General features: G+C 62.4%; 14 protein-coding genes. 4 read left to right on the top strand and 10 right to left on the bottom strand.

The window, feature by feature from the left end; all coding sequences use genetic code 11:
• Positions 1-6: 6 nt before the first annotated feature.
• From C6558_RS19055 to C6558_RS19045, 3 genes are all read right to left on the bottom strand, one after another.
• Positions 7-729: a DNA alkylation repair protein gene (locus C6558_RS19055; RefSeq protein ID WP_107027598.1), complete on the bottom strand. Its 723-nt coding sequence runs from the start codon at positions 727-729 to the stop codon at positions 7-9.
• Positions 726-1,595 (bottom strand): NAD(P)-dependent oxidoreductase, encoded by an 870-nt coding sequence (locus C6558_RS19050; RefSeq protein ID WP_025427265.1) that lies wholly within the window; start codon positions 1,593-1,595, stop codon positions 726-728. The genes C6558_RS19055 and C6558_RS19050 overlap by 4 nt, the downstream gene beginning before the upstream one ends.
• 111 nt (positions 1,596-1,706) lie before the next feature.
• Positions 1,707-2,534, bottom strand: coding sequence for a class I SAM-dependent methyltransferase (locus C6558_RS19045; RefSeq protein ID WP_057208705.1), 828 nt, complete (start codon positions 2,532-2,534; stop codon positions 1,707-1,709).
• A 182-nt stretch (positions 2,535-2,716) separates the two neighbouring features.
• Here C6558_RS19045 and C6558_RS19040 point away from each other — a divergent pair, with 182 nt between their 5' ends.
• On the top strand, positions 2,717-3,442 hold the full coding sequence (locus C6558_RS19040) for a DUF2270 domain-containing protein (RefSeq protein ID WP_025427263.1): 726 nt from the start codon (positions 2,717-2,719) through the stop codon (positions 3,440-3,442).
• 153 nt (positions 3,443-3,595) lie between these two features.
• On the opposite strand, the gene C6558_RS19035 is transcribed toward C6558_RS19040, so the two are convergent.
• From C6558_RS19035 to C6558_RS19020, 4 genes are all read right to left on the bottom strand, one after another.
• Entirely contained in the window at positions 3,596-3,862 is a 267-nt protein-coding gene (locus C6558_RS19035) for an usg protein (RefSeq protein WP_084814287.1), read from the bottom strand.
• Between the two features lie 176 nt (positions 3,863-4,038).
• Positions 4,039-4,869, bottom strand: a complete 831-nt coding sequence (locus C6558_RS19030; RefSeq protein WP_025427261.1) for an ABC transporter permease — start codon at positions 4,867-4,869, stop codon at positions 4,039-4,041.
• Positions 4,866-5,669 carry an ABC transporter permease gene (locus tag C6558_RS19025; RefSeq protein WP_025427260.1) on the bottom strand — a complete coding sequence of 268 codons (804 nt, stop codon included), beginning with the start codon at positions 5,667-5,669 and terminating at the stop codon, positions 4,866-4,868. Before C6558_RS19025 ends, C6558_RS19030 begins: the two co-directional genes overlap by 4 nt.
• 169 nt (positions 5,670-5,838) lie before the next feature.
• Positions 5,839-6,621, bottom strand: a complete 783-nt coding sequence (locus C6558_RS19020) for an ABC transporter substrate-binding protein (protein WP_057208703.1) — start codon at positions 6,619-6,621, stop codon at positions 5,839-5,841.
• A 415-nt stretch (positions 6,622-7,036) separates the two neighbouring features.
• On the opposite strand from C6558_RS19020, the gene C6558_RS19015 reads away from it, so the two are divergent.
• Both C6558_RS19015 and C6558_RS19010 read left to right on the top strand, forming a co-directional pair.
• Positions 7,037-9,385 (top strand): OmpA family protein, encoded by a 2,349-nt coding sequence (locus C6558_RS19015; RefSeq protein ID WP_025427258.1) that lies wholly within the window; start codon positions 7,037-7,039, stop codon positions 9,383-9,385.
• Between the two features lie 100 nt (positions 9,386-9,485).
• Complete coding sequence (locus C6558_RS19010; RefSeq protein WP_084814285.1) at positions 9,486-10,229, top strand: polysaccharide deacetylase family protein; 744 nt, start codon at positions 9,486-9,488, stop codon at positions 10,227-10,229.
• A gap of 75 nt (positions 10,230-10,304) precedes the next feature.
• Here C6558_RS19010 and mobB read toward each other — a convergent pair whose 3' ends face one another.
• From mobB to C6558_RS18995, 3 genes are read right to left on the bottom strand one after another with little or no spacing between them, the layout of a single operon-like run.
• The gene (gene mobB, locus C6558_RS19005) at positions 10,305-10,832 is read right to left on the bottom strand and encodes a molybdopterin-guanine dinucleotide biosynthesis protein B (RefSeq protein WP_025427256.1); all 528 of its coding nucleotides are present in this window, start codon (positions 10,830-10,832) and stop codon (positions 10,305-10,307) included.
• Positions 10,829-11,494 (bottom strand): molybdenum cofactor guanylyltransferase MobA, encoded by a 666-nt coding sequence (mobA, locus tag C6558_RS19000; protein WP_051509168.1) that lies wholly within the window; start codon positions 11,492-11,494, stop codon positions 10,829-10,831. The genes mobB and mobA overlap by 4 nt, the downstream gene beginning before the upstream one ends.
• Before the next feature lie 16 nt (positions 11,495-11,510).
• The gene (locus tag C6558_RS18995) at positions 11,511-12,419 is read right to left on the bottom strand and encodes a DMT family transporter (protein ID WP_025427254.1); all 909 of its coding nucleotides are present in this window, start codon (positions 12,417-12,419) and stop codon (positions 11,511-11,513) included.
• A 455-nt stretch (positions 12,420-12,874) separates the two neighbouring features.
• Between C6558_RS18995 and C6558_RS18990 the strand changes: the two genes are divergently transcribed.
• Positions 12,875-15,427, top strand: a complete 2,553-nt coding sequence (locus C6558_RS18990; RefSeq protein ID WP_025427253.1) for a methyl-accepting chemotaxis protein — start codon at positions 12,875-12,877, stop codon at positions 15,425-15,427.
• Positions 15,428-15,487: the final 60 nt, after the last annotated feature.

The following is a 15,487-nucleotide window of genomic DNA, read 5'->3' as shown; positions in this document are numbered from 1 at the left end:
TCCGATCTAGGATTGAGCGCGATCCGTGCTGGCGCCGACGACACCGAGCCTCGCCAATACCTTGTCGCTGCTCAGTTCACGCAGGGCGTCCTTGCCGATCCACCTTGCTGTGCGATCGGTGCTGCCTGCGAGTTTTTGGGCAAGTGCCAGTGCAGGACTATGACAGGCGGCGTTGCGCTTGCCGATCTGGCGCAGCGCCCAGTTGACCGCCTTCTTGACGAAGTTGCGTTCATCTTTGGCGTGGCGCTCGATCAGCGGCAGCCAGGCAAGAAGGCTTGCATCCGGCTCCTTCTTCAGATGCACCGCGGCGGTCGCGATCATCGCGAATGCGATGCGGCGAACGAATTCTCGGGTGTCCGCCGCGAACTCCGGGATCAGGACCTGTTCGAAGCGCGCAGCCACGAAGACGTCGGCGATGGTGTCGACGACCTCCCAGGAATTGCAATCATCGGCCCAGAGCCTTGCATCATCGAGCGTCAACGTCTTCGGGTCGGCGGTGAAGGCGGCGAGAATACGTGCCTCGCGGATGCCGGACTGCCATAGTTCGAGCGCGCGGGCATGGTTGACCTTCACCAGCCGCGTGATCCGGTGGAGCTCGACATTCGAGAGCCCAAGCGCCGTCTCGGTGACGATGCCGAACCGTGCCATGCCGGCGAGGTTCTCCTGCGAACGCAGCGTCCGCAAGTGCTCGATGATGTCGCCGGCGCCCGAGGTCGGCGAAAGGCTCATTTTTCCAGCCGAGCGAGCAGCGAAGACGTATCCCAGCGGTTTCCGCCCATGGCCTGCACGTCGCCATAAAACTGGTCGACGAGGGCGGTCACCGGCAGCTTGGCGCCGTTGCGGCGCGCTTCCGTCAGCACGATGTCGAGATCCTTGCGCATCCAGTCGACGGCAAAGCCGAAATCATATTTGCCGGCATTCATCGTCTTGTGGCGGTTTTCCATCTGCCAGGAGCCTGCAGCGCCCTTGGAGATGACGTCGATGACTTTCTCGATGTCGAGACCGGCCTTCTTGCCGAAGTGAATGCCTTCGGCGAGGCCCTGGACGAGACCGGCAATGCAGATCTGGTTGATCATCTTGGTGATCTGGCCGGCGCCGGCCGGTCCCATCAAGCCGACCATGCGGGCAAAGGCGTCGATCACCGGCTTGGCGCGCTCGAAGGCAGGCTCGTCACCGCCGCACATCACCGTCAGCGCGCCGTTCTCGGCGCCGGCCTGACCGCCGGACACGGGCGCATCGACGAAATGGGCGCCACGGGCCTGGGCCGCCTCGTAAAGTTCACGGGCGACTTCGGCCGAGGCCGTGGTGTTATCAATGAAGATGGCGTCAGCCGCCAGCGTTTCGAAGGCGCCGTCCTTGCCTGTGGTGACCGAGCGCAGGTCGTCGTCGTTGCCGACGCAGGCGAAGACGAAATCGGCGCCATCGGCCGCTTCCGCCGGCGTCTTGACTGCACGTCCGCCGAACTCGGCGGCCCACTTCTCGGCCTTGGCGAAGGTGCGGTTATAGACCGTCAGTTCGTGTCCGCCACGTACCCTAAGGTGGCCGGCCATGGGGTAACCCATCACGCCGAGACCGATGAATGCGACCTTTGCCATTTCCAAAACACTCCCGATTGCTCTGGGTGAGGTTTAGCCGATGGCGCGGGTGCGCGAAAGGGGCGAGGGAACAGGCGGACGCCTGTTCCCTCGCAAGCTTTTGTTTTCTGCTTAAGGTTTGAAGCGGGCGATCACGAGGTGGCCGGCGATCGGCTCGCCTTCTTCCATGCGTACGGTGATGTCGCCGACTTCGATCACTTCGAAACCGGTCGCCGTCAGGCGTTCGCGCAGATAGGTCTCGGCATGGGCAAAGCGCTGGTGCGCGCCGACCATGAAGGGGCGACCGGCGAAGATCTCGGCCGGCAACGTTTCGCTCGAAAAGATGAACAGGCCGCCGGGTACGAGATTGTCGACGGCGCCGAAGAACAATGCCTCGAGCGCGCCCATATAGGGCAGAACGTCGGTTGCGACGATCAGGTCGAAGGGTTCGTCGTCGTTGTCGTCGAGAAAGTCCACCGCTTCGGCGACGTAGAGGGTGTCGTAGAGCTCCTTCTCGTGGGCGATCTCAACCATGTTTTCGGAGAGGTCGATGCCGGTGATGTCTTCGGCCATGTCGCGCAGGGCGCCGCCGGTCAGGCCCGTGCCACAGCCAAGGTCGAGCACGCGGTTGAAAGGACCGAGTTCGAGCGCCTGCAGGCGCTGGCGCACGAGCAGCGGCACGCAGTAGCCAAGCTGCTCGACAAGCACGTTGTCGAACACGTCGGCATGCTGATCGAAGAGCGTCGCGACATAGGCGTCCGGCGCCTTCACCGGTGTTTCGCCGCGCCCCATCGAGGCGAGCCGCACGGATGCGCCGCCGTGATCCTCGGGATCGAGCGCCAGCACTTCGGCATAGGCATCGGCGGCGGCATCGAAGTTGCCGGATTTTTCCAGGGTGAGGGCGCGGTTGTAGGCTTCCGCCAGCGCTTCCTCGTCGATTTTCGTGGTGTTCTGGGTCATGCGCGCTTCTTACGTCCGAAGGCCGCTTTTGGCAATGCGCCGCAAGATGCAGCCCGCCGAGATCCTTGGGTCTCCGGGGCGCCGAAAATGCAAAAAACGACGGCCGGCGGCGAGCACGGGATTTATCCGGAGGGGGAAAGGGTTCATGATCGCAACAACAAGAAAAGACGGAGGAAATGCCGATGGCTGCCGAACTCAGTCCGCTGCTTGTGGGCACGGAAATCAAGGAGCCGAAGGGCCCGCCACTGCCCCAGACCTCGCAGGAGCAGATCAATGCCGTCGTGCATTATTATCGCGGCGAATTGGGGCGGATGGCCGGCTGGCGGGATCGCATCGACCGCACGTCCAACTGGGCGATTACCGTGGTCGCCGCCCTGCTGTCGGTATCGTTGTCGACGCCCAACTCCCATCACGGCGTGCTGCTGTTCGCGATGCTGCTGATCACGTTACTGCTTCTGATCGAGGCTCGCCGCTATCGCTTCTTCGACGTCTACCGCGCCCGCGTGCGCCAGCTCGAGCGCGGGTATTTCGCGCAGATCCTGGCGCCGGACGGCACTGCCAACCTTAACTGGGCCGCGTCGATTGCCAAGAGCCTGCGCAAACCGGCGTTCCTGATGAGCTACCGCGAGGCGTTGTGCCGCCGGCTGCAGCGCAACTACTGCTGGATGTACCTGATCCTGCTGCTCGCCTGGGCCCTCAAGATCTCGTCGCCGAAACTGTCGACCAATGGCGAGCCCTTCGGGCACGTGCGCTCCTGGATCGATGTCACGGAGAATGCAGCGCTAGGCCCTTTGCCCGGCTGGCCCGTCATCATGGTGGTGGTGCTGTTCTACGCAGTGGTGCTTTACGGCTCGCTGCACAAGGAACCGGGCGAGGGCGAGCTTGCCCATGGCGAGGTCCATGTCTGACGCGGCATAGGCGCCAAGGATTGTTGCATTTGTGGCCGACGGCGGTGCGTCGTTCTCTACAGCACCGCGCGTCAAGTGTGACGGGCCGGGCGCGCAGCAACCTGGCTGCATGATTTTGCGCTCAATAGAAACCTGATGCAGCGGAGGGCGGGTTCAGTGCAGGTTGAACTCGCCGTTGAGTGCCCGCCATTCGGTGGCCGAGATCAGCTTGCGGTGGACGTAGCGTACCGAATGCAACGGGCCATCCAGCTTTTCCTGCCAGAACTTCAGGAAGCTGCGCATCTCCGGGAAATCCGGGGCGATGTCGTAGTGCTGCCAGATGTAGGTCTGCAGGAATGTCGGATGATCCGGCATGCGGTAGAGGATCTGGGCCGTGGTCACGCCGTAGCCCTTCAGCTGCAGTTCCATTTCGTTCGTCATATGAACCTCACTTCTCGCAAAGGTTGGTCTTTATGATGAAACGCTTGATTTATTAATCAAGTTCTAATATTTGCTTCAATATGAAATTTTAGGCGTAATAACAATAGCTTGGCAGCACTCCATGCAGAGTGCTGCCACGCTATTTCATTTCAACTCGGTCTTGGCGAGATAACGCTTTAGCGCTTCAGATGCCGGGTCAGGCGGTTTTCGAGCCAGGCCCAGATATTGCGCAGCACTTCCACCATCAGGAGATAGAGGATCGCCGCCCAGACATACATCTGGTAGTCGAAGGTGCGCGAAAAGGCGCGGCGCGTTTCACCCATCAGGTCGAACACGGTGACGATCGCGACGATGGCCGAACCCTTGATCATCAGGATGATCTCGTTGCCGTAGGGGCGCAGCGCCACGATCATCGCCTGCGGCAGGATGATCTTGTAGAAAGCGATGCGCTCCGGCAGCCCGAGGGCGGCTGCACCTTCGCGCTGACCGCGCGGCACGCTCTCGATCGAGCCGCGCAGGATTTCCGCCTGGTAGGCGGCGGTGTTCAGCGTGAAGGTAAAGAGGGCGCAGTTCCAGGCCTCGCGGAAGAACCACCAGAGGCCGACGGATTCGAGCTGCGGGCGGAAACTGCCGAGGCCGTAGTAGATCAGGAAGAGCTGGGCGATCAGCGGCGTGCCGCGGAAGAAGTAGACGTAGCCATAGGCAAGCCAAGACCAGATCTTGTTCTTCGACATGCGGCCGAGCGCGACCGGCAGCGACAGGAGGGCGCCGAGCACCACCGAGCAGGCGACCAGCATCAAGGTGACGCCAAGACCCGACAGGAAGCTCGGACCGTATTTGGCGAATTTCGCCGGATCCCAGCCGTTGACGACAGTCAGGAAGACGCCGACGCCGAGGGCGAGCCAGATGCCGAGCGTTACGCTGCCGACGAAGCGCGCCAGGGTGTAAGGCTTGGGCGGCGCCGGTGGCGGCGCTTGCGGCGGGATCATCGTTTCGACGAAGCTCATCGACCCATCTCCGCGCGTTTGGTCCAGCGTTCAAGGTTCGAGAATATGATCGACGAAACCATGGCCAGCACCAAGAAGAGAATGCAGGCCATGCCGAAGAACTCGAAGGCCTGCTTGGTGACGCGGGCGGCAATGCCGGTCTGGCGCAGGATGTCGGGCAGACCGACGACCGAGACCAGAGCCGTATCCTTGAGCAGCGCCATCCAGAGATTGCCGAGGCCCGGCAAGGCGATGCGCACGAGCTGCGGCAGGATGATCAGCCGCATGGTGCGGCCGCGATGGAGCCCGAGTGCCGCACCCGCCTCGTACTGGCCATGCGGGATCGCCTTGAAGGCCGACAGCAGAACCTCGGAGCAATAGGCCGAGAAGACCACGCCAAGCGCGATCATGCCGGCAAAGAAGGCGTTGATCTCGACCGGCCCTTCGTAGCCGAACGATGCCAGAAGCTGCTGCACCAGAATCTGCAGGCCGTAGTAGACGATGAACAGCGTCAACAGTTCCGGCAGACCGCGGAAGATGGTGGTGTAGATGTTCGATGCCAGGCGGACCGTGCGCTCTTCTGACTGTTTGCCGAGTGCAACGAAGAAGCCGATCAGAAGGCCGACCGGCAAGGTCGCGATGGCAAGGCTTGCGGTGACAACGAAGCCGTAGGCGATCTCGTCGCCCCAGCCGGCGTCGCCGCAGGCAAGGAGCGTACCGGGTGCCAGCCAGCGAAAGACGCCGACAGGGCCGCACAATGGATCCACGATGGAGCCGATCCAGGCTAGGATCGAGTAGAAGCCGGTAAACAACCCGCTCATGTCAGAGAATTCCCCTTTGCGCTGTTCTTATGGATATGGATCGCGCTTATGTTTTAGTTTCTTGTCAAACAAAAACGGCGGAAGGGCAAGCCATCCGCCGTTGCATTTTTTTCATCAACCAACGTTTTTCCGGCATGATTCACTAGGAAAACAGGCCGGAAGCCGTCGATCAGCTGCCATAAACGTCGAACGGGAAGTACTTTTCGTTGATTTCCTTGTACTTGCCGTTGGCGCGGATGGCTTCGATCGCCTTGTTGAACTTCTCGCGCAGCGCGTCATCGCCCTTGCGCACCGCGATGCCGGCGCCTTCGCCGTTGATGACAGGATCAACCGGCAGCGTGCCGAGCAGCTTGCAGCATGCGCCGTCAGCCGACTTCAGCCACTCGGAAAGAACGACGACGTCGTCGATCACCGCGTCGATGCGGCCGTTGACGATGTCGAGCTTGTACTCTTCAGCGGTCGGATAGAGCTTGATGTCCGCTTCCTTCATATGCGCTTCGGCATAGTTGGAGTGGGTGGTCGAGCCCTGAGCACCAAGCGACTTGCCGGCAAGTGCTGCCTCGGTTGCTTCGGTGATCGGCGAATCCTTCGGCACCACGATCGCCGGCGGCGTGTTGTAGTACTTGTTGGTGAAGTCGACCTTTTCCTTGCGCTCGGCAGTGATCGACATGGAGGCGATGATTGCATCGAACTTCTTGGCGATTAGTGCCGGAATGATGCCGTCCCAGTCCTGCGTCACGAACGTGCATTCGACCTTCATCTCGACGCAGAGGGCCTTGGCGATGTCGACGTCGAAGCCGGTCAGCGTGCCGTCTGATTCGAGATTGTTGAAGGGCGGGTAGGCGCCTTCCGTGCCGATAACGACCTTTTCGCCATCTGCCATGGCAGAGCCAGCCATGAGCACGAAAACGGCAGCCGATGCGGCGGCTGCCAGCCGTCTGGAAATACGCATGATAGTCCTCTCTGTTGGCCGACATCCGGTTTCTTGTTCTTCACGGATGCCTATCTTGACCGGGGCGCTTGCCACCGGTTGAGGCGATATTCGTACTGTTTTCCCGCAAAAATCAACTGGAAAGCGACAACGCTCGCCGGGAAAAGAATTTCGACCGGAGATTGCACTGGCCATGATCCAAGCGAACATGAACGGTGCGTTCAGGGGCGGTTAATCTTGCTTTGGTTAGCCCTATTACGGGAACCGATCTGAGGTGCGGGCGTTGGGTTGGCGGCTCGTTTGGCCGGCAACACAAAAAAGCCGGAAGCTTGGATCAAGGCCCTTGAGAATTCACGCCTACCCCCTGTTGCCGAACTGGCTGTCCGGTGGGTAACAGTGGCAGGTAAGGGACCTCCCAGGACGAGGAAGGAAGACTATGTCGATTCGATCCAGACTATTCGCAACCGTGGCGCTACCGGTGCTCTCGGTGTCGCTTGCGGTGCAACCAGCCCTTGCCGACAGCCTGATGAAGCCGTTCGAAGTGGCGCAGGAAGGAAGCGGGCAGCCATCGGAAGAAGAGCTTCTGCTGCAGCAGCGCCAGGCGGAAGAGCAGCAGCGCGCAGCGGAAGAACAACAGCGGGCCGCTGAGGAGCAGCAGCGTGCGGCGGAAGCCGAAGCGCAGCGCCAGCAACAGGAACAGCAGGCCGCCGAACAGCAGAAGGCCGCCGAAGAGGAGGCTGCCCGCCAGGCGGCCGAGCAGCAGCGCGCTGCCGAGGAAGAGGCCGCACGCCAGGCCGCCGAGCAGGAGAAGGCTGCCGAAGCGCAGCGAGCTGCGGAAGAGGAAGCCGCGCGGAAACAGCAGGAACAGCAAGCGGCTGAGCAGCAGAAGGCGGCTGAAGAAGAAGCCGCACGCCAGGCCGCCGAGCAGGAAAAGGCTGCCGAAGCCCAGAAGGCTGCCGAAGAGGAGGCGGCCCGTCAGGCGGCAGAACAACAGAAGGCCGCCGAACAGCAGAAGGCGGCCGAAGACGAAGCTGCGCGCCAGGCTGCCGAACAGGAAAAGGCCGCCGAAGCCCAGAAGGCCGCCGACGAGCAGAAGGCTGCCGAAGGCGAAGCCCAGCAGAAGGCCGCGGACGAGCAGAAGGCTGCGGACGAAGCCGCCCGCCAGGCGGCCGAGCAGCAGAAGGCCGCCGAGGAAGAAGCCAAGCGCCAGGCCGATGAAGCCAAGAAGGCCCAGCAGGGCGAGTGCGTCGTGCCGGAAGGCCAGGATGCATCCACCGCTTGCCCGCCGGCTGGTGGCGAAGCGACGACCGGTCAGCCGCCGGCGACCGAAGGCCAGAACGCCGGTGAACAGCCGCCTGCAACCGACGGGCAGAATGCCGGCGAAGCCGTAGCACCCGCCGTCGAGCCTCAAACCGAGCCGCAGACAGGCGAGGGACAGCCGGCTCCGGGCACCGAGCAGCCGGCGACGGCTGAGCAGCAGCCTCAGGTCCAGCCAGTACCGGAGGTGGTCGACACCCGCACCGAGGAAGAAAAGCAGAAGATCGCCGAAGATCCCGCGGCGTCAGACGAAACTGTCGTTCTGCCGGTTGAAAACGGCGCTGCCGTTCTCGACAGCGACAAGGACGCCGACAATGCCGGCGGCAACAAGTCGCGCGAAGACCGACAGAAGCAGCGCGAAGAACTGCGTGCGCAGGAAGAAGCCGCTCCGGCGCCGACCGATGACGCCTCTTCGCAGGCGCAGATACCGGCAGAGATTCAGGCTGACTTGCCTCAGAAGATCGAAGCGAACCTGAACGAGAAGGGCACGCGCGTCGAGGAAGTGCCGGTATTCGCCGTTCCCGAGACGACCAACATCGTCAACAACACCATTGTCAACAACACGGTGATCAACAACAACACGACCGTCAACAACGTGACGAACAACGTCACCAATGTGGAGGTGGTGCAGGAGATTGACAACCGCGTCATCCTCGGCGTTGGCGACCAGATCTTCGTTCGCGGCGACGATCGTCCACGCCTTCGCCGCGATGCGGAAGAGACCTTCTACGACGAGCTGCCGCGTGGCCGCACCCGCGAAACCATCGTTCGTCCCGGCGGCTACCGGATCGTCACGGTCTACAACCGCTATGGCGACATCCTGCAGCGCTCGCGTGTCGACCGTGATGGCAACGAGTACCTGATGATCTACGCGCCTGAGCGCGACGAAGGTCCGCGTCCGGCGATCATCGACGTCGGCTACGAGCTGCCGCCGATGCGCCTGCGCATCCCGGTTCGCGAATACATCGCCGATGTTTCCGAAGATCCGGACCGTGACTACTACGACTTCCTGGCCGAACCGCCGGTGGAGCGCGTAGAGCGCGTCTATACGATCGACGAAGTGCGGCACTCCGCGCGTCTGCGCGACAAGGTTCGCCGCATCGACCTCGACACCATCACCTTCCCGACGGGCAGTGCCGAAGTGTCGATGTCGCAGGCAAAGACCATGCGCAGCGTTGCCGCCGCCATGGAGAAGGTGCTGGCCAAGGATCCGGGTGAAACCTTCTTCATCGAAGGTCATACCGACGCTGTCGGCTCCGACCGCTCGAACCTGGTGCTTTCCGACCAGCGCGCCGAATCGGTCGCCTCGCTTCTGACCGAGGTCTACGGCATTCCTGCCGAAAACCTGGTGACGCAGGGCTATGGCGAGCGCTTCCTCAAGGTTCGCACCGAGGTCGCCGAGCAGCAGAACCGCCGCGTTACCATTCGCCGCGTGACGCCGCTGGTTCGCCCGGTCGCCCAGCGCTGATCAAAGCGCGGGCACAGTCGCCCGCGCAAATCTTCGGAAACCCGCCCGTCACAGGGCGGGTTTCTGCCGTTTCCATTCTTCTTCTTCATTCCGGATTGCCATGAAAACCGCTGCTCTTCTCATTGCCTCCCTTGCCCTGTTTGCCCAGTCCGCCACTGCGGCGCCGGCACTCGTCGAACCGGACCTGCGGCTTCCGAGCAATCCTTTGGGCAGGGACCAACCTCCGCGCGTGGCGTTGACGCTTGACGCCTGCAGCGGCGCAACCGACATGCGCATCCTCGGAACCCTGATCGAGAACCGCATTCCGGCGACGATCTTTGTGACGGCGCGCTGGTTGAAGCGCAACGGGCTGGTGGTCGAGATGATGAAGGCGCACCCGGACCTGTTCGAGATCGAGGATCATGGCGCCATGCATGTGCCGCCGATCGACATCAAGGTCTCTGTCTATGGGTTGGCTGCGGCAGGCTCGAGCGCTGCCGTTGCGGCCGAGGTCGACGGTGGCGCGGCCGCAATCAAGGCGCATGGCCTTGCCGCACCACGCTGGTTCCGCGGCGCGACGGCGAAATACACCCACACCTCGATGAGCCAGATCCGCGAAATGGGCTACCGCATCGCCGGCTATTCCGTAAATGGCGACGGCGGGTCGCTGCTCGGGGCGGCCATGGCAGAGAAGCGCATCCGCACCGCCCGGGACGGCGACGTCATCATCGCCCATATCAACCAGCCGACGCACGCCGCCGGCGCCGGCGTCGCTCGCGGTATTCTCGACTTAAAGGCAAAGGGCTACAGCTTCGTCCGCCTCAACGATATTCCCGATGAAATGACAGTCGGCGCCACCAACTGACTCTGTTCGACCGCGTGTCGTGACTTCGCGCGGGTAAGCCCTGCGTTTCGCTTGCTCAGCAATGACATGACGGCGTTAACGAGCGCCGCTGTTGCTTTGCAAGCCGGTCACGCGCTCGACAAAATCGGCAATCGTATTCGTGTCGTCGAGATCGAACACGGGCAGATCCGTGTCCGTAACCGGGTGATCGGCGGCAATGGCGCAGATATGCGGATCGGTCGGAGCCAGAGGTTCGCGGTTGGCCGATTCCAGCCGACGGGACTCGATCTTCGGGATCGGCTCGCGCTTGTAGCCTTCGACCAGAACCAGATCGCACGGGGCGAGCCGGGCGATGATTTCCTCGAAACTCGGTTCCGGCCCGCCGCGCAGTTCATGCATGATCGCGAAGCGCGTGCCTGACACGATCGTGACTTCGTGGGCGCCTGCCTCCCGGTGGCGGTAGCTGTCGGCGCCCACCTTGTCGATGTCGAAGTCATGATGAGCGTGCTTGACGGTCGAGACGACGAAGCCGCGCCGTGTCAGTTCGCTGACAAGCCGGACCATAAGCCCGGTCTTGCCGGAATTCTTCCAGCCGGCGATGCCGAAGATTTTCGTCGCAGTCATGCGCTGTTCTCCCCGAGAATGCGAAGCCATTCCTCTGCCCGCAGCAGATCGTCTGGTGTGTTGACGTTGAAGAAGGGGTCGAACAATCCACTGGCTGTGGTGGTCATCGGAAAATCGACCGTGACCGATGGATGGCGCTCGATGAAGGCGCGCACGCGGCGTTTTGGGTCGGTTGTGATCCAGTGTTCTAGGTCATCGGCGAGCGCGACCGGCCATAGGGCAAAAAGCGGATGCAGGGCGTCATCGGATAACGCAACGGCAATCTGCTCGCGCTGCGTCATCGCATCGGTCAGGCGTTGGGCGAGGTCGTGCGGGAAGAAGGGCGTATCGGTGGGCACGACGAGGACATGCGTTGCTGCCGGCGTGATGGCGGCCGTGTGGCGCATGGCGGTCAATACACCGGCGAGTGGGCCAAGAAAGCCGGGCACGGTATCGGCGATGACAGGATGCCCCACGATCGTCTTCTGCTCGGCTGCGCCGTTGAGGTTGATGGCGATGCTTGCGACCTGTGGCCGGAGCCTGTCGATAATCCGCGATAGCATCGTCTTTCCGCCGAGGCTCAATCCGGACTTCGGATGACCCATCCGGCGTGAAAGCCCGCCGGCAAGGATCACGGCCGGCCACGGTGGGTGTCTCGCATCTGGTGTCTTGACTGTTGGCATCGGGCTTTCGTTGTTCCTATTCGAGCGGTCCGGTCAGCGAGCTTTGGGCTATCGGCTTCTTGCCGCGCCGGCTCTCGCGATAGAAGGTGTAGAGGCCGGAACCGATGATCACGGCAACACCAAGCAGCATCCATGCATCCGGCTTCTCCGAGAAGAAGAAAATGCCGATCGTGATCGCAAACAGCAGGCTGGTGTAGCGAAAGGGCGCGATAACGGAGATATCGCCACCGCGCATGGCAAGCACGATCGTCTGGTATCCGACCATCAGAAGCAGGCTTGCGGCAGCGATGTGGGTCAGCGTGGTCGAGGACATCGACTGCCATCCGCCAAGCGGTACGATCATTGCGGCACCGACCAGGGTCGTCACGAGCGCCGTCGTCACCGTGATGTAGAGCGAGGGGATGTCGTGGTCGATGCGGCGGGTGCAAAGATCGCGCGTGGCTGTGCAGAAGACACAGGCAACGACCGTGAGTGCGGCCGGTGTAAAACCTTCCGGCCCCGGGCGAAGGACGATCAGCACGCCGATGAAGCCGACGAAGATGGCGGTCCAGCGCCGCCAGCCGACCGGCTCGCCGAGGAATACGGCGGCGCCGAGCGTCACGGCCAGCGGCAGCGCCTGCATGATCGCGGATGCATTGGCGAGCGGAATCTGTCCGAGCGCCGAGATGTAGGTGATGGACGCCAGCGCCTCCATGATGATGCGCAGGATGATGACCGGCTTCATCATGGTGCGAAGCGGACGAAATGCCCGGAAATGCCGGGCGATGACGATCACCATCAAGGTGGTCAGCAGCCCGCGCACGAACAGGATTTGGCCGACATTCATCGCCCCGGTCACCGATTTCACCAAGGCGTCGTTGCAGGAGAAGGCGACCATCGCCAGGCACATGAAGACGATGCCGCGGAAATTGCTGGAGGATTGCATGCGGGCTGTCCTGCGGCGCCGGATCGGGCGGAAACCTGACGGCGGATGGGAAGGCGAATCCGTTGCCGGATCTCGCATACCGTTTAAGCATCGGCCGCCATTTTGTGCAAACACCAACCCGCCGACGGCGGATTTTTCTTCCAGCGCAAGTAGAATTTTCGGGCAATGGCGAGATCAACCCGGACGAAGACTGTCCGCCGTGCAGAAAATGCGTTCTCCCGAACCGGTTTCTATTCGCGGAATCTTAAGTTTCACTGCCTATCGTCATCGATGATTCCGCTTCCAATCGCATGACGCGATCGGTGGATGGCGTGCGCCGGAACCTTGGCGGCGCGTCATTCCAGAGATGTCGGTCGGGGCCTGGGAGGTGCTTCCGCCGATATTTCACCCGTGCTTCCAGCAAGAAGAAGCCACCGCGCGGACATGTCTCACATAAGAATAATCTGGGGTCCGCAATGTCTTTCATCGATCGTCTATTACAGCGACTGCGAATCGTCACGAAGGTTCTGCTCTTCGTGGTTCCTCTGGTGGCTCTGATCGCGGGTATCGGCCTCATCGGCTTCTTCACGGCGCGAACGCTGAACGGCCACATGACCGTGACGCGCGAAACCATCAACAATCTCTCGGATTTCCAGGCGCTGCGCAGCGCGCTCCAGAGTTTTGCCGATGCGCCGAGCGAAGAAACGCGAGGGGCGCTCAGCGCCCAGATCGACGAACAGGAAAGCGGCGTCCGTTCGCTTGACGGCTTACTGACGCGCGAGGCTGACAAGTCAGAGATCGCCTCCGTGCTGTCGCTCGGTGAAGCCATGCGCGCCCAGACCGAAAAGCTCTGGTCGATCAAGGTCGAACAGGATCAGGTGACGGCTTCGCTCGAGGCGGCGCTGACAGACATGACGACGCAGGGCAACAGCGCCTACAAACAGATCGACATCATCCGCAAGGAATCGGGTGAGAAGGAAGCGTTTGCCAAGGCGCTGCTGTTCGATGCCGCCGCCTATCAGGGGATCGCCGAGCGGATCAAGAAATTCCGCCTACCGGTGACGATGGCGGCGAACGCCGACGCCAAGATCGATCAGGCGGGCAAGTTGCTGCCGCACCTCATCAAGCAGATCGAGGACGCCGAGACGATCGCTTCCGAAAAGGTTCAAAAGCCGATTGCCGAGCTGAAGGATTTGGCGCTGAAGGTCCAGGCGATCCTTGCCGGCGCTGAAGACAGCGAGACCAAGAAGAACGCGTTGGTGCCGATCCTCAGCAAGTTCTCGAAATACGAGGCCGACTTCGCCAAGGAAGCGGCCAAGAACTCCGACACAGCCGCCAAGCGTTTCGTCGGCATGGACAGCGAGATCTCGCAGTTGAAGACGCTGATCGCGCTGATGGGCGATACCTTCAAGGGGCTAGACAGCACGCGGCTGCATATCAGCGAGCTACACCGCAAGCTCGACGCGGAAGGCCGCGATCTGGTGCTGGCCGATATTCAGGCCGTTCGTGACAGCGCGGCGAAACTGTCGGAGCTTGGTGGCAAGAATGCCGCGCTGCGTGACCTGCCGGCCAAGCTCAAGCCGTCGCTCGACAACATCGACAAGGGCACGGCCGCGCTGATCGACGTCGGCGGGCGCTGGCAGGAAGCCAAGACCGCGGCCTCGACACTGGTTGCCGGTGCGAGTGCGACGCTGGAAAGCTTCGTCAGCAGCGCCCAGGAAGCCGGCAAGGTCGACAGCCAGCGTTCGGCTGACATGTCGATCGTGGCGATGGTGGCCGGAACGCTGCTTGCAATCGTCGGCGGCCTGATGCTGGTCGAGACCCTGCGCGGCCCGTTGAAGCGCGTGACCGAGACGATGACCCGGCTTGCCAACGGCGATCTCGACGTGGCGATCGAAGGCCGCAACCGCGGCGACGAGATCGGCGACATGGTGCGTTCTGTAGCGGTGTTCCGCGACAACGCGGTCGAAAACGTCCGGTTGGGACGCGAGGCGGAGGCCGCCCGTACGTTATCGGCGGAAGACGAAGCCCGCCGCGCCGAAGAGCGTGCCAGGATCGAGGCCGAACAGATGCAGGCGCTTAACGCGCTTTCTGACGTGCTGGCGGAGCTTGCCGCCGGCAATCTCGAAGAAGGCATGGCGGAAGACCTGCCGGCCGACTACGTGATCATGGCGCGCACCTACAACAACGCTGTCGAGGCACTGCGCGCCACGCTCAGCGATGTGCGTATGGTGACCGGCGAGATCACCGGCGGCACCAGCAATCTCTCGGCCTCGGCCGACGATCTGGCGCGGCGGACGGAGCAGCAGGCGGCCGCGCTCGAGGAAAGCTCGCGCGCCTTGCGCCAGCTGACAGAGATCGTTCGCTCGACGGCCGAAAGCGCCCGCAAGACCACTGTCTCGGTCGACGAGACCAATTCCTACGCCAAGCATTCTGGCCAGGTCGTCGCCAAGGCGATCGACGCCATGGCGGAGATCAACCGCTCGTCCGAGAAGATCAGCACGATCATCAGCGTCATCGACGAGATCGCCTTCCAGACCAACCTTCTGGCGCTCAATGCCGGCGTCGAGGCGGCGCGGGCGGGCGAGGCGGGTCGCGGCTTTGCCGTGGTCGCGCAGGAGGTACGGGAGCTCGCCCAGCGTTGTGCTGGTGCTGCGCGTGAGATTAAGGGGTTGATTTCCGACAGTTCGGCGCAGGTCAGAAGCGGCGTGGCGCTGGTGAAGGAAACCGGCGACGCGCTTGCAGTGATCAACGACCACATCGGCACCATCCATCAGCTCGTCAGCAACATCGAGGCCGCCGCCGCCGACCAATATACGGGGCTCAACGAGGTCAACTCGGCGGTGCACGAGGTCGAGCTGCTCACCCAGCAGAATGCGGCCATGGTGGAGGAAAACACCGCCGAGATCCACGGCCTGCGCCGGCAGGTCGAGGCGCTCAACGAAAAGATCGAGCGTTTCAAGACCGGTACCTCGACGGTCGCGAGCCAGGCCTATGGCCGTGGCTATGGATCGAACTACGCGGCTTGAGCGAGCCGGCGGGCGGCATCTGCCGGCTGCCCCTCACCCTAATCCTCTCCCCGCAGACGG

This window comes from Ensifer sp. NM-2, assembly GCF_003024455.1.
Lineage (GTDB): Bacteria > Pseudomonadota > Alphaproteobacteria > Rhizobiales > Rhizobiaceae > Ensifer > Ensifer canadensis.
Note: the sequence above shows the minus strand (reverse complement) of the source record. Positions and strands in the feature narration are given on the sequence as shown.

Bases quoted from the DNA above. Each gene is read 5' to 3' on its own strand.
- C6558_RS19055 (WP_107027598.1), bottom strand. From the start codon at position 729: ATGAGCCTTTCGCCGACCTCGGGCGCCGGCGACATCATCGAGCACTTG.
- C6558_RS19050 (WP_025427265.1), bottom strand. From the start codon at position 1,595: ATGGCAAAGGTCGCATTCATCGGTCTCGGCGTGATGGGTTACCCCATG.
- C6558_RS19045 (WP_057208705.1), bottom strand. From the start codon at position 2,534: ATGACCCAGAACACCACGAAAATCGACGAGGAAGCGCTGGCGGAAGCC.
- C6558_RS19040 (WP_025427263.1), top strand. From the start codon at position 2,717: ATGGCTGCCGAACTCAGTCCGCTGCTTGTGGGCACGGAAATCAAGGAG.
- C6558_RS19035 (WP_084814287.1), bottom strand. From the start codon at position 3,862: ATGACGAACGAAATGGAACTGCAGCTGAAGGGCTACGGCGTGACCACG.
- C6558_RS19030 (WP_025427261.1), bottom strand. From the start codon at position 4,869: ATGAGCTTCGTCGAAACGATGATCCCGCCGCAAGCGCCGCCACCGGCG.
- C6558_RS19025 (WP_025427260.1), bottom strand. From the start codon at position 5,669: ATGAGCGGGTTGTTTACCGGCTTCTACTCGATCCTAGCCTGGATCGGC.
- C6558_RS19020 (WP_057208703.1), bottom strand. From the start codon at position 6,621: ATGCGTATTTCCAGACGGCTGGCAGCCGCCGCATCGGCTGCCGTTTTC.
- C6558_RS19015 (WP_025427258.1), top strand. From the start codon at position 7,037: ATGTCGATTCGATCCAGACTATTCGCAACCGTGGCGCTACCGGTGCTC.
- C6558_RS19010 (WP_084814285.1), top strand. From the start codon at position 9,486: ATGAAAACCGCTGCTCTTCTCATTGCCTCCCTTGCCCTGTTTGCCCAG.
- mobB (WP_025427256.1), bottom strand. From the start codon at position 10,832: ATGACTGCGACGAAAATCTTCGGCATCGCCGGCTGGAAGAATTCCGGC.
- mobA (WP_051509168.1), bottom strand. From the start codon at position 11,494: ATGCCAACAGTCAAGACACCAGATGCGAGACACCCACCGTGGCCGGCC.
- C6558_RS18995 (WP_025427254.1), bottom strand. From the start codon at position 12,419: ATGCAATCCTCCAGCAATTTCCGCGGCATCGTCTTCATGTGCCTGGCG.
- C6558_RS18990 (WP_025427253.1), top strand. From the start codon at position 12,875: ATGTCTTTCATCGATCGTCTATTACAGCGACTGCGAATCGTCACGAAG.